This is a genomic window from Brevibacterium sp. NPDC056726 (genome assembly GCF_042790515.1).
GTDB classification, from domain to species: Bacteria; Actinomycetota; Actinomycetes; order Actinomycetales; family Brevibacteriaceae; genus Brevibacterium; species Brevibacterium sanguinis.
The window spans coordinates 414,483-426,913 of record NZ_JBHTYZ010000003.1 but is presented as its reverse complement, the minus strand read 5'-3'; the positions used below and the strand labels follow the sequence as shown (position 1 = coordinate 426,913).

Below are 12,431 nucleotides of genomic sequence, written 5' to 3'. Positions count from 1 at the left end.
TCAGGCATTGCTCGTGGCCGGGACGATCCGGGTGAGTCCTGCGATCACCCGATCGATGAGATCGGCCTCGGACATCGTGGGGTCGCGGTAGAGGTTCGCCAGCAGTCGGACGACGAACTCCATCACAACATCAACACCCATACCGTACTTGATTCCGAAGTGCATCAGCGACGGGTGGCCGATGATCGCAGAGAATACTCGGCCCAGGGTGAAGTAACGCCCGAGCGAATCCCCGACGAGCGCAGGGTATTCGGCGAGCCTCTCCCGCATGATCGACTCCGGATACCGGGCGTAGGTGGAGATCACCTCGGCGGCCAGGCGAGCGGACTCGAGGGCGTAGTCGATGCCCTCACCGTTGAACGGGTTGACCATGCCCCCGGAGTCGCCGATGAGGAGGAGGCCGCGATGGAAGTGCGGGGTGCGGTTGAACGCCATCGGCAGTGCCGCGGACTTGATCGGACCGATCTCCGTCGACGCGTCGATCCCCCACTCCTCGCCCATGTCGGCGATCCACTCCCGCATCACGGCCCGCAGGTCGACGGAGCCGAACTGGGGTGAGGAGTCGAGGAGGCCGGCGCCGATGTTGATCGTCCCGTCGCCCATGGGGAAGAGCCAGCCGTAGCCGGGCAGCACCTCGGACTCGCCGGCCGGGTTCGTCGAGCGCATCTCGACCCAGCTCTCGATGTACTCGTCGGCATGCCTCGGCGAGGAATGGTAGGCGCGCACGGCCACCCCCATCGGGCGGTCGTCGCGCTTCTCCAGACCCATGGCCACGGCGAGACGGGAGGAGACGCCATCGGCGGCGACGACGATCGGGGCGCGGAAGTGCGCGTCGGGGCCGACCCGGCGGCCCCGGTGGTCGGTGCCGGTGGCATGGACTCCGCGGACCCAGCCGTCCTCGCCGATGTCGGGACTCAGCGCTTTGACCTGTTCGAAGAGTCTGGCCCCGCTGCGCTGCGCATGCCGGGCGAAGGCTTCGTCCATGCCCATCCGGGGTCGGGTCAGACCGTAGTTCGGGGTGCCGTCGATGTCGGGCCAGTCGATCTCGAGGCGGTGGCCGCCGCCGATGAGGCGCAGTCCCCGATTGCGGTGCCAGCCCTCGGATTCGGGAGTCTCGAGACCGAGATATCCGACCTCCTTGACCGCGCGCGGGGTGAGCGCGTCGCCGCAGATCTTGTCGCGCGGGAAACCGGACTTCTCGAGGATGACGACGTCATGGCCGGCCTGGGCGAGATACGCTCCGAGCGCCGATCCGGCGGGACCGGCCCCGACGATGACGACGTCGGCGTCGTACTCGTTCACGGCTTGAGCGCGTGGTGGACCGCGACGATGCCGCCGGAGAGGTTCCGGTACTTCACCTGGTCGAATCCGGCGTCCCGGATCTGGACGGCGAACGCGTCCTGGTCGGGCCATGCGCGGATCGACTCGGCGAGGTAGACGTAGGCCTCGGGGTTCGAGGACACGGCGGTCGCGACGGCGGGCAGGGCCCGCATGAGGTACTCCTTGTACACGACGCTGAAGGGCGCAAACGTCGGCGTCGAGAACTCGCAGACGACGAGGCGGCCCCCGGGCTTGAGGACCCGGCGCATCTCGTCAAGGGCACGGTCGACGTCGTGGACGTTGCGGATGCCGAAGGAGATCGTCACGACGTCGAAGGTCTCGTCGTCGAAGGGCAGATCGAGGGCGTCGGCATAGACGAAGTCGATCTTCGGATGCCGGCTGCGGCCCTCGGCGAGCATGCCCTCGGAGATGTCACCGGCGACCACCTCGGCGCCGTGATGGGTGAACGCCATCGACGACGTGCCGGTGCCCGCGGCGAGGTCGAGGACCTTCTCTCCGGGGCCGGCGGCCACGGCATAGGCGACGGTGCGACGCCAGGACCGCGCCCGCCCGAGGGAGAGGATGTCGTTAGTGAGGTCGTATCGGGAGGCGACATCGTCGAACATCGAGGCGACGTCAGCAGGCTGCTTGTCCAGCTGGGCACGGTTCATGGCCTCATTGTCTCAACACGATGCGGCTGCGGGCGAATCCGCGGTCACACTCGGCCGTGTGCGACTCGACACAGCCGACGACGGGGCCGGCGGACAGGGCGGGGACCCCCAGGTTTCCCTGACGATCCCTCGGTTAGAGTGAGCGTGCCATGACTACGACGCTCTCCTCCTCCGACATCACCGCGGACGCCCCCCGGCTCACCGTCCGCTCCCGCTTCGTCGACGGCGTCGACCCCGGTCCCGGGTTCCCCTTCGAATCCGGCCTGCCCACGACCGTCGAGCAGACCCTGGCGCTGCTGCCCACCTCGGCGTTCTCCTGCTGGGTCCGCGACACCTCGGGTCTCATCGGATTCGGTCGGACCCTGCGCATCCGCGCCCGCGGTCGGAACCGGTTCACCGAGCTCTCCGAGGCATGGAAGGCGATCACCGCGGCCGCCGTCATCGAAGACGAGGTCGACCACCTCGGGTCGGGGCTGATGTGCTTCGCGACCGTCACCTACTCCCAGGACTCCGAGGTCGACTCCCTCCTCCACATCCCCGAATTCGTCCTCGGCCGCCGAGGCGGTCGCGTGTGGATGACGACGATCGCCGCGGAGGGCGCGACCCCGGTTCCCCCGGTGCTCCGGGAGGAGCCGCTGCGACCGGTCACCTCGGCGAGCGAGTCCCCCGGTGACCTCGACGAGGACACGTGGGCGGACCTTGTGGCCACCGTCTCGGCGATGCTCACCCCGGTCGACTCCCCCGCCGAGGTGGATCCCGCCTCCGATGATGCGACCCTGCGCAAGGTCGTCCTCGCCCGCGACGAGGTCGTCACGACCGAGGAGGAGATCGACGTCCGTTCGGTCCTCGGCGCGCTCAACCGCAGCTACCCGAGCTGCTGGACCTTCGACATCGCCGGCCTCATCGGCGCGACCCCCGAACTCCTCATCGGCGTCGAGAACGGTCGCGTGACCTCCCGGGTGCTCGCAGGCACGTACCGGGTCGAGGAGGATCCGACTGCGGAGATGGCGCAGGCCCGCAAGCTGCTCAGCGCGCACAAGGACAGCACCGAGCACGCGTTCGCGATCGCCTCCCTCCAGCGCAGCCTCGGGTCTGTGGCCGCCGACGTCTCCGTCGACGACCGCCCCCACCTGCTGCCCTTGGCCAACGTCATCCACTCCGCCTCCGACGCGACCGGCCACCTGCCCGAGGACTCCGGCCTCAACGCCCTCGACGTCGCCGCCGCCGTCCACCCGACGGCCGCGGTCGGCGGGTACCCGCAGGCGAGCGCCGTGGCCCTCGTCGACGAGCTCGAACCCCTCGATCGTGGCCGCTACTCGGGTCCCGTGGGCTGGATGGACGACCGCGGCAACGGTCAGTTCGGCATCGCGCTGCGGTGCGGACAGCTCGAGGACCGCAACCGGATCCGACTCTTCGCCGGTGCCGGGATCATGCCCGATTCCGATCCCGTCGCCGAGGTGGCCGAGACCGAGGCGAAGTTCGCCCCGATGCGCCGGGCGCTCGGTCTCATCTGAGGCCTCAGTCGCCCCTGAGGTCTCCATCACCGGAAGTCGTCGGCGTGTTCACGCGCCCATTCGCCGAAGCTGAGAGCCGGCCGGTCGGTGAGTCGCCCGACCTCGTCGGTGATCGGCTCGGGGTCGGAGATGAAGCCCTCCCATGCGTCGAGCATCATGTCCGGCAGGCCGAACTCCGCTGCCGCCTGGTCCCGGCTGAGCTCCTCCCAGCGCAGGTCTCTGCCGGTCGCGGCACCGATCGCGTGGATCTGAGCCTCCTGCGAGATGAGCTCGGGACCCGTGATGACGATGTCCTCTCGTGCGTGCCCATCGTGGAGGAGGGCGACAACGGCGACGGCTGCGATATCTGACTCGTGGATGAGGGGACGAGCCATCCGACCTAAGGGCCACCGCACGACATCCCCTTCCGCAAGTTGCGGGATCCACTGCCTCGCGTTCGCAGCGAACCCCGTCGGTCGCAGCATCGTCCACTCGCCCACGCGGTCGGCGACCGCGTCCTCGACGACCGACCAGAAATTGCGTCGATCCTTCTCCACCCCCTGCGATGAGAGGTAGACGACGCGGGGCACTGAATTCCCGAGGATCTCCGCGATCGGAGCGACCTTCCGCCGTGCGTCCTCCTCGGCATCGAAGAACGGCCAGATGAGGAAGACGGCGTCGATATCATCGACGGCACGGGCAAGGGAGTCGGGATCGGTGAGGTCTACGGCTGCAGGTTCGATGTGCCTGCCCTTCTCCACAAGCTCCGGGCGCCGGGTGGCCGCCCGCACGTCCGCACCGGCGGCTGCGAGCTGTGCGCACACCTGTCCACCGACGTTGCCTGCGGCACCGATGACAAGCACTCTGGTCTTCTCATTCGCATTCATGACTCCATGCCTATGCCTTCAACCGCGGTTGAAGGCAAACGTGAGCCGTGTCACCATGACGGTGTGGACTGGCATGAGAGCGGGTTGAGCGTCGGGCAGCTGGCGCAGCGGATGGAGATCGCGCCGTCGGCTGTGCGCTGGTACGACGACCACGGTCTCCTGCCCAGCGAGAGGACGACTGAGAACCACCGTCGGTTCTTCGCCGATGCGTGCTGTCGGATAGCGATGATCCGCGCCTCGCAGAAGGTCGGTCTCAGCGTCGCCGAGATCCGCGAGGCGCTCAAGGCGCTCCCTCCCGGCCAGGTGCCGACGCGCCAGGATTGGGAGCGTCTGGCCGAGCGCCTTCGTTCGGTCCTCGACCAGCGGATCGACGAGCTCTTCGGACTGCTGACGGAGTTGGCACCCGAGGATGCTGACCCCGTCTGATCCACGGTGTGCTCAACCGAGGCGGACTTCGATGATGCGCCTGGTCACGTCGGCCGGGCCGAGAGTTCCGGATAGGGCCTCCTCGAAGGCCGGCAGGTCGTTCACCTGAGTGTGCTCCCACCCGTAGGCGGCGGCGAGGTCGCCGAATCCCCTGCCGTGGGGCACGGTGAAGTACCGCTCGAGGTAGGGGGCGACGTGCGGCTGGGAATGCTCGAGCCCGGAGAAGATCGCCCCGCCGTCGTCGTTGAGCACGACGATCGTCACCGCACCCGACTCCTCCGCGCTGGGGGTGAGCAGGCCGCCGACGTCGTGGAGCATCGCGACGTCCCCGATGAGGAGGACGACGGGCTCCCCGAGTCCGAGGGAGAGCCCGGTCGCGGTTGAGACGAGACCGTCGATGCCGGCCAGACCGCGCGAGGCGTGGACGCGGGCGCGGACGTCGACGGCCTCACTGAGGTAGCGGATGGTGTTCGAGCTCGCGGCGAAGAGGGTGATGTCCTGTGCGGCGAGGTGTTCGGTGATCGCGCGTGCGGTCTGCGCGGACTGCGCGTCCCGGACGGCCCCGACGGCGGCGTTGCCCGCCTCGACCCAGTCGCGCACCCAAGCACCGCCGTCGCGCTGCTCGCCGGTGACGGTGAGGGGGTGCGCATCGATGTCGTCGGGGACGCGCTTGACGGACACCGAGGTGTCGGCGAGCAGCGCCGCCACCGGCCTTGTCAGGGTCGGTTTGCCGTGGACGATGACGGTGCGGATCGCGCCTGCCAGCTCCGGGTGGTCGGTGAGCACCCGGGCATGGGCGGGGACGAAGGTCGCCGAGTCCTGGGCGCCGAACGCGAGCGGACTCGAGGGTTCGGCGAGCACAGGAAGCGAGTGCTCTTCGGCGAGCGCCCGCAGCGTATCGGCTGCGTGCCCGCCGGCGTCACCGGCGACGATGACGGTGCCCTCGGTGAGGGTGACATCGACGGTCGGGTTCCCGGCCGACGGGTCCGCCGGCGGCAGGGCGTCCGCGCGCGCGACGCTTGAGTCCCCGTGTCCGGGATCAGCACCGGCGAACTCTGCGATCTCGGAGGTCCACGCCTCGAGTTCGTCGGCGGTGGGCACGAGCGGGGTGTCGAACTGGACGTTGAGCTGGACGGGACCCGGCAGGGACGGTGTGGACCCACCCTCTGCGGTGCCCATCGATCGGGCGACCGCCTCGGCGACGGCATCCTCCACATCATCGGTGGTGACCGCGTCACCGGCGGGGACGTCGAACCGGGCGCGGACGTCGCTGAGGACGTGGGCCTGATCGTCGATCGTCTGGTTCGCCCCGGTCCCGCGCAGGCGGGCGGGACGGTCGGCGGTGAGCGCGATGAGCGGCAGATGACCGTAGGCGGCTTCGAGCACGGCCGGGTGGAGGTTCGCAACCGCCGAACCCGAGGTCGTCACGAGTGCGACCGGGGACTCGCTGCCGCGCACCCGCAGACCGCGGGCGAGACCGAGGGCGAGGAACCCGGCATCACGCTCATCGAGGCGGATGTGCGTGCGGATCACCCCCGCCTCGGCGAGGGGGGCGAGCGCGTAGACGAGGGGCGCCGACCGCGATCCGGGCGCGAGGACGACCTCCCTGACTCCGGAGGCGACCAGACTGCGGGCGATCTGCTGCGCCACTGCGGAAGAATTCGACATCACCCGATATTCAACCACTTGCCCACCTGAGGTTCACATTGGCCCACTACGCTCGACCTATGCGCCGATCGATCCTCATCGCGGTTGGAGCACGCGCCGTCCGATCCCTCACGGCAGCCCGCTCGTACCGCGGCCGCTTCCCTGCCCGTGACCAGAACAGCGCATTCCTCGGCCCCGAACCGCGGGGCAAGGACGCACGCAAGTGGCATATCCGCGACAAACGCAAGCTCTCGCCGAGGCTGAGGGAGTTCTTCCTCTACTCCCCCGCCCTCGGCCGCACCGTCGGGGTCCGCGTCCTCCTGCCCGGGATCCCCGCCGAGGTCAGCCCCGTCATCCACCTCTTCCACGGCGGCGGGGACGACTTCCGGTCGTGGACGGACTTCGGGGGCGCCGAAGAGCTCACCGCCGACTCCCCCTACCTCGTCGTCATGCCCGACGGGGGCGCCGGGACGTATTCGCGGGTCGCGGTCGGCAGCGAGGTCCACGACTGGCCGACCTTCCACACCAAGGAGATCCCCGAGTTCCTCGCCAAGACCTATTCGGTCGAGACCGACCGACACTCCCAGCTGCTCGCGGGGCTGTCGATGGGCGGGTACGGGGCGATGAAGTACGCGGCCTGGCATCCCGACCGCTACGGCGCGGCAGCGGCCTTCTCCTCCCCGCTCGACCCACTCTCCGCGGTTCCCGCCTTCGACATCATCGCGATGCGCGAGGGCGCCCGGTCGATGACGCTCTTCGGCGACCGGGAGGCCGACCGCAGCGAATGGATCGCGAACTCGCCGTACGGTCTCGCCGAGAATCTCCGCGACATCGACCTGTGGTTCTCCGCAGGCTCCGGCAGCCTCGAGGAGTCGAAGGACCGCGACCTCCTCGAGACCATGGTCAACCAGCAGGGCGAACGGTTCTCCGCCCGGCTCAACGCGCTCGGGATCCGCCACTCGTGGTTCCCGCGGACGACGGGCCTGCACAACTGGACGAGCTGGCAGCGGGAGCTCGGGGCGTGGCTGACGACACTCGAGAGGCACCGCAACTACGAGAGTTCGCGACCGTCCCGGCGCCGGGAGGACTCCCGCATCGCCGACGGCGGCGAATTCTCCTACCTCACCGGCCATGCGCTCTTCGACATCCATGGCTGGCGGGTCGAGATCTCCCGGCGGCGAGCGCAGATCATCCGCTTCGGGTCCGTGAGCGCCGCCGGCTTCTCCCTCACCGGGACCGGAAGCTTCCGCGTGCGCACCCCCGGCCTGTTCCAGCCGGGCGGGAAGTACGACATCACCGTGACCGGTCCCACCGGGGTCAACGAGTACCCCCAGCGGGCCGACAAGAAGGGGCGGCTGACGTTCACCGGGCGGCTCGCCGCAGCCATGCACGACCCCATCATCCCTGGTCGGCGCACACAGCACTTCACGACGCTCGGTCAGGAGGAGGTGACGACCGTGCGCATCGCCTCCGCGGAGGAACCGGAGACGCCGATCCGAGAGGAGCACGACCACACGACAGGGCACCCTGCAGAAGGTGTGTCGGATGTGCACGACGATGTGCCCGAATCGGCACACCCGCGCAGAACGGACCCGTCAGCACTCGATTACAGTTGATCCCAGCCGCCACCCAGCGGACCACCAGGCACCCGCCTGAAAGCCGGGCGTGACGCCCCGCCGCTCCCCCGCTCCAGCCGCACCTGACGGCTGTACCCAGACTCGAGAGGTCGACCAATGAAACGCCTTCTGCCCGCCATCACCCTCACCGCCGTCCTCGCCCTGGCCGGATGCACCGGCGGCGGCTCCTCGGACTCCGCCGACTCCGGCCAGGACTCCGGCTCGCAGCCTGCAGCCGAGGAGACCCAGGCCGCGAAGCAGCTCGACGAGGCAGCCCTGACGAACATCATCGAGACCACCGATTTCGACGACAAGACGTTCAAGCCCGTCGACACTGGCGCTGTGACCGGTGGAGAGGCCGCGAAGGCCCTCGAGCAGGCGGAGTTTGAGCCCGCCGAGTGCAAGGACCTCGCGATGGCCGGCCTCAACGCCGCGCAGACGAGTGGGGCAACCACTGTCGCAGGCGTCGCTTCCGACAACTCGATGGGCCTTGGCTTCTCGAGCTTCCCCGACGAACAGGCCACAACCGAGCAGTTCTCGACCTTCGGACAGATGGCTGAGACCTGTGGCGATGTGACGATGACGATGCAGGGCATGGAGATGCAGATGACTGTCGAAACCTTTGACGCAGCTGTGCCGGGCGCTGACGAATCACTCGGAATCAACATGTCAATGGGCGGCGGGGGGCAGCAGATGCCGAGTACGGACACCGTCTACGCGCGTACCGGGAACACTTTGGTCTCTGCCGCCAACATGGCACCCGGCGGCGACCAGGAAGACGCCGTCAAGCTCGCCGAAACTGCTGTTGAGGCTGTCAAGAACGCAGGTTGATCCAGTAGACGCCCCGATCCCAGCCGCGAGAACGCCGAACAGGATCGGGGCGTCTGCGGTGCTTTCAGGGCAAATGACAAGCAGAATGCAGCGCCTTCGCAGTTCGTCCACCGAGCGATCGATCGCGGTCCTCCTTCACCATGACTCGATCGCACGTCAACGAGACGATTCGTCGCTGGACCTCACTCAGAAGTGCCAATCCTGGTTCCGGGACGAGGATCGGCCCGATACCGGTGCAGTAGATCCACGATCTCGCGCGGCGCAAGCACATCGTCGACGCACTTCGAAGCGGGCAAACTTAGTTCCACCAAACTAGACGGCTCGGGAAACTGGGACTCGGAGTTCAACAGAACCCGCACTTGGGTCAAATATGCACTGACCTGGTCGTCCGCGCACCAAGAAAAGCCGACATAATCATCGGAAACAGCCAACGGGTCGAATCCCCAGGTCTGAAGACGCCTCGACCTTTCGTCTTCAAATTGCCTATCCGCTTTGAATCTACGGATCCGACGATGTCTCACGTAGAACAAGAAGCCCACTGACGCCACTAAGCACAGTGATGGAATCGTAAACATCAAGACGAACACAATAAGGTTCAACGGTGTGCCCTGCGACCAGCCATTGTCTGCGGAGACCTGAGCGAACGCGTAGACAGAAATCCAGACCGACAAGAAGGCAAGTAGCGCGAAGACTATCGCAACCAGCAGCAACGGAAGCTGGCGAAGCAACCAGCTTCGGCGCTTGAATCGCTGAAGCTCCTCCAGAGGAATCTCATTAACGGTCCGCGCGACTGCCGACATCCAGGCAGTGCGCCATGCTTCCTCTCTGGATTGAAAGACCTGCAGCAACTGCCGGGCCTTGTGGCTCCACGCCGTATATTCGCGACCTTCCGGAGTCTGACGCCACATTGACAGCTGGTATCTCTGGTCGGTTACGGCTCTTTCGCGCCCCAGATTCAACTGTTCGGTCTGGATAGCTACCTGCCGAGCCGAGTTCACTGCGATGGCAACATTTGCCGCTGCACTGACCTTACCGATCCGGTTGATTTCCTCGAATTGCTCGACGTTCTTCTTGGACATCTCCTCGATGTTCCTCATGGCCTTGAAAAATTCATTTGCCAAATGATATACGTCCTCCCGTCGATTATATATTCAGAAGCCATGCAAACTTGCGACTTAAACCACAAACTGGAATACGCGTTATTCGCACTTGGCGATATCTTTCTCGATTTCCTCTTGAGGCGTCTTGAATTTTTCAATTGCGACGAATTCGTTTTTGCCGAATGAAGTAAAGAAATCGAGAGATTCCTTGTCGGTCTCGTCTGCAGGTAAAGGGACGAACGGCTTGCCCTTGACTGCGACACAAATGTCCGCGTTTGATGCATGTGCGTAAACTTGCCAAGCATAATCGCCTGACGTCGCCGCATACTCCGGGTCAACCGTACTCAAGGCGATCCAACTGGAGATCCCGATCAATGTCCGGGCACCATCATCGATGTTTACCCAATGAGCAGTTCGGGTGAAAAGCGTGACAGTCACACCCGTTCCATCCGCGACCGGTTCAACTTTGGCATCCCACGCATAGCTCATTCGGCTGTCTTCAACAACATCCAGAGAGCTATCGAGAGGCTGAACGTACGGCATGGTCCAGAACTTCTCGGACTCGTCCTTTCTATCCAGTTCCACCTGGTCGGTCATGGATTCACCGAGTTTTCCAGGTGCTCCTGCAGCAAGATCTTTCACCTGCTGTTCCATCTCAGCACTCGAAGAAGCGCGATCCGCACGAAGTTGGGATTTCGCAAGCTCGATGACGTCCTGACTGACGAGCTCGACCTGATCCCCGCTGAAGAGCCCCATGTCCTTGTTGAACGGCTCAATCTCGACATCGGACAAACGGGACCACTGCGCAATCTTGTCTTGCACCGCCTGCGGCACTGCCTCCGCAGATTGCGTTGGTGACTCTTGCCCGTTGGGTTCCGCATCACCGGCCACGCAGGCGGACAGCGTCAATACAACAAGTGCAATTGCTCCAATTACAGATTTCGACATATACGTACCTCAGTTGCAACTCAAGACTCACGCGATTTCCGCAGTACAGACCTAGTTTTGCCGATCCATTGCCTACGCAATTGACCCTGCTGTCCACCGTTGTCAAATCGTTATTATGAGTCGATCTCGGTTGCGGAGAAGAAGAGTTCAACCACCCTTTCGACGGTCGGCTCCTTGAACTGTGTTGGCCCCATTGGCCAACTTCACCCTCACCCATGATTCACTAGGCGCCGTCAACGAATACTGGGGTCTCGGGCCATCAAGAACGCCGGCTGAGTTCAGCCCTCACTCGGTGGGCGAGCGCAGGACGTCCCAGCACGCCTGAGCCCGCCGCAGCCACCACTCCGATCGCCCCGGACCCGCGTCCAGTGCCGTCAGGCGCTGCGGGTCCGGGGCGATCCGCGTCACGGGGATCCGCCCGTCAGTGGGCACGAGGCCATCGGCGACAACATCCTCGGCGAAGAGACGAGCTGTGCCGAGACCGCACGCGGGCATCTCACCAAGGACCTCCCTGCTCGCCGCGGTGACCGGCAGGCTCGCGGCCAGCTGCGCACCGGCGGCCAGACCCACGGAGGACTCGAGCGCCGAGGACACGACGGCCGGCAGACCGCTCTCCGCGACGATCCTCCGGGCCGCAGCCACCCCGCCCAGCGGTTGGACCTTGACGATGACGACCTCGGCGGCGCCGAGCTCGGCCACCCGCAGCGGGTCCTCGGCCTTGCGGATCGACTCGTCGGCGGCCAGGCGCACCGGCAGGCCGCGGGCGGCCAGCTCCTCCCGCAGCCGCGCGAGGTCCTCGACGCCGGGCACGGGCTGTTCGAAGTACTGGAGACCGAACCCGGCGAAGGCCTCAGAGGCTTCGAGCGCCTCGGTGAGGGTGTACTTCGCATTCGCGTCGAGGCGGAGATCGACGTCGGGGCGGAGTCGGCGCAGCTCGCGCAGACGGGCGAGGTCCTCGGGCAGGGAGGCGATCCCGTTCTCCGCGACCTTCGCCTTGACCGTGCCCACCGCACCGAAGCGGGCGAGGATGGACTCGACCTCGGCGACGGGACGGGCGGGAAGGGTCGCGTTGACCGGAACGGACGTGCGGGCGGTGGGACTGCCGGGTTCGGTCGAGGCCGGAGTCGGGGCCGCCGAGGTGGAACCCGGGCGCGCCTGCCCCGGGAGGCGGCGGTCCTGCCCTGACTCCGGCGGGAGGAGGCCCGCGAACTCGAGGGCCGCCTGCAGCCACCGGGAGGACTCGAGGGGCCCGTACTCGAGGAACGGGGAGAACTCCGCCCAGCCTGCGGGGCCTTCGAAGAGCATGACCTCACGCTCGGTGATGCCCCGGAACCGCGTGACCATGGGCAGCCGGAGGACGTGGACGCGGGGCAGGAGGTCGGCGATGGAGGCGGGGAGATCCCGGGCGGTGGCGGTCATGGGGCCACCCTACCCATAGGGTGCGGGACCGCCCCATAGGACCCGTGACCGGCATGCACACCCTGACCTCGGC

11 protein-coding genes are annotated in these 12,431 nt (G+C 66.5%); 4 read left to right on the top strand and 7 right to left on the bottom strand.

What is annotated here, in order from left to right:
* A complete protein-coding gene (locus ACFQ91_RS08245) occupies positions 1-1,302 on the bottom strand; it encodes a geranylgeranyl reductase family protein (protein WP_259823244.1) in 1,302 nt (433 codons plus the stop codon).
* The gene (locus tag ACFQ91_RS08240) at positions 1,299-1,991 is read right to left on the bottom strand and encodes a demethylmenaquinone methyltransferase (protein WP_376904136.1); all 693 of its coding nucleotides are present in this window, start codon (positions 1,989-1,991) and stop codon (positions 1,299-1,301) included. The genes ACFQ91_RS08245 and ACFQ91_RS08240 overlap by 4 nt, the downstream gene beginning before the upstream one ends.
* A gap of 149 nt (positions 1,992-2,140) precedes the next feature.
* Between ACFQ91_RS08240 and ACFQ91_RS08235 the strand changes: the two genes are divergently transcribed.
* The gene (locus ACFQ91_RS08235) at positions 2,141-3,505 is read left to right on the top strand and encodes an isochorismate synthase MenF (protein WP_376871902.1); all 1,365 of its coding nucleotides are present in this window, start codon (positions 2,141-2,143) and stop codon (positions 3,503-3,505) included.
* A gap of 26 nt (positions 3,506-3,531) precedes the next feature.
* Here ACFQ91_RS08235 and ACFQ91_RS08230 read toward each other — a convergent pair whose 3' ends face one another.
* The gene (locus ACFQ91_RS08230; protein ID WP_119296360.1) at positions 3,532-4,371 is read right to left on the bottom strand and encodes an SDR family oxidoreductase; all 840 of its coding nucleotides are present in this window, start codon (positions 4,369-4,371) and stop codon (positions 3,532-3,534) included.
* Positions 4,372-4,434: 63 nt separating this feature from the next.
* Between ACFQ91_RS08230 and ACFQ91_RS08225 the strand changes: the two genes are divergently transcribed.
* Positions 4,435-4,797, top strand: a complete 363-nt coding sequence (locus ACFQ91_RS08225; protein WP_162909039.1) for a MerR family transcriptional regulator — start codon at positions 4,435-4,437, stop codon at positions 4,795-4,797.
* 12 nt (positions 4,798-4,809) lie between these two features.
* On the opposite strand, the gene menD is transcribed toward ACFQ91_RS08225, so the two are convergent.
* Positions 4,810-6,465 carry a 2-succinyl-5-enolpyruvyl-6-hydroxy-3-cyclohexene-1-carboxylic-acid synthase gene (menD, locus tag ACFQ91_RS08220; RefSeq protein WP_238614637.1) on the bottom strand — a complete coding sequence of 552 codons (1,656 nt, stop codon included), beginning with the start codon at positions 6,463-6,465 and terminating at the stop codon, positions 4,810-4,812.
* Between the two features lie 59 nt (positions 6,466-6,524).
* Between menD and ACFQ91_RS08215 the strand changes: the two genes are divergently transcribed.
* Both ACFQ91_RS08215 and ACFQ91_RS08210 read left to right on the top strand, forming a co-directional pair.
* Positions 6,525-8,060 carry an alpha/beta hydrolase gene (locus ACFQ91_RS08215; RefSeq protein ID WP_376871897.1) on the top strand — a complete coding sequence of 512 codons (1,536 nt, stop codon included), beginning with the start codon at positions 6,525-6,527 and terminating at the stop codon, positions 8,058-8,060.
* 117 nt (positions 8,061-8,177) lie between these two features.
* On the top strand, positions 8,178-8,891 hold the full coding sequence (locus tag ACFQ91_RS08210) for a hypothetical protein (RefSeq protein WP_009379041.1): 714 nt from the start codon (positions 8,178-8,180) through the stop codon (positions 8,889-8,891).
* Positions 8,892-9,073: 182 nt separating this feature from the next.
* Here the strand turns inward: ACFQ91_RS08210 and ACFQ91_RS08205 are convergent, their stop codons facing one another.
* The 3 genes from ACFQ91_RS08205 to ACFQ91_RS08195 form a co-directional block, all read right to left on the bottom strand.
* Complete coding sequence (locus ACFQ91_RS08205) at positions 9,074-9,970, bottom strand: hypothetical protein (RefSeq protein WP_197932360.1); 897 nt, start codon at positions 9,968-9,970, stop codon at positions 9,074-9,076.
* 120 nt (positions 9,971-10,090) lie between these two features.
* Positions 10,091-10,939: a hypothetical protein gene (locus ACFQ91_RS08200; RefSeq protein ID WP_376871892.1), complete on the bottom strand. Its 849-nt coding sequence runs from the start codon at positions 10,937-10,939 to the stop codon at positions 10,091-10,093.
* A 285-nt stretch (positions 10,940-11,224) separates the two neighbouring features.
* A complete protein-coding gene (locus ACFQ91_RS08195) occupies positions 11,225-12,358 on the bottom strand; it encodes an o-succinylbenzoate synthase (RefSeq protein ID WP_197932358.1) in 1,134 nt (377 codons plus the stop codon).
* Positions 12,359-12,431: the final 73 nt, after the last annotated feature.

What these genes read in the sequence shown, in the direction of transcription:
- ACFQ91_RS08240 (WP_376904136.1), bottom strand. Translation starts at nt 1,991, where the DNA reads ATGAACCGTGCCCAGCTGGACAAGCAGCCTGCTGACGTCGCCTCGATG.
- ACFQ91_RS08235 (WP_376871902.1), top strand. Translation starts at nt 2,141, where the DNA reads ATGACTACGACGCTCTCCTCCTCCGACATCACCGCGGACGCCCCCCGG.
- ACFQ91_RS08230 (WP_119296360.1), bottom strand. Translation starts at nt 4,371, where the DNA reads ATGAATGCGAATGAGAAGACCAGAGTGCTTGTCATCGGTGCCGCAGGC.
- menD (WP_238614637.1), bottom strand. Translation starts at nt 6,465, where the DNA reads ATGTCGAATTCTTCCGCAGTGGCGCAGCAGATCGCCCGCAGTCTGGTC.
- ACFQ91_RS08215 (WP_376871897.1), top strand. Translation starts at nt 6,525, where the DNA reads ATGCGCCGATCGATCCTCATCGCGGTTGGAGCACGCGCCGTCCGATCC.
- ACFQ91_RS08210 (WP_009379041.1), top strand. Translation starts at nt 8,178, where the DNA reads ATGAAACGCCTTCTGCCCGCCATCACCCTCACCGCCGTCCTCGCCCTG.
- ACFQ91_RS08205 (WP_197932360.1), bottom strand. Translation starts at nt 9,970, where the DNA reads ATGTCCAAGAAGAACGTCGAGCAATTCGAGGAAATCAACCGGATCGGT.
- ACFQ91_RS08200 (WP_376871892.1), bottom strand. Translation starts at nt 10,939, where the DNA reads ATGTCGAAATCTGTAATTGGAGCAATTGCACTTGTTGTATTGACGCTG.
- ACFQ91_RS08195 (WP_197932358.1), bottom strand. Translation starts at nt 12,358, where the DNA reads ATGACCGCCACCGCCCGGGATCTCCCCGCCTCCATCGCCGACCTCCTG.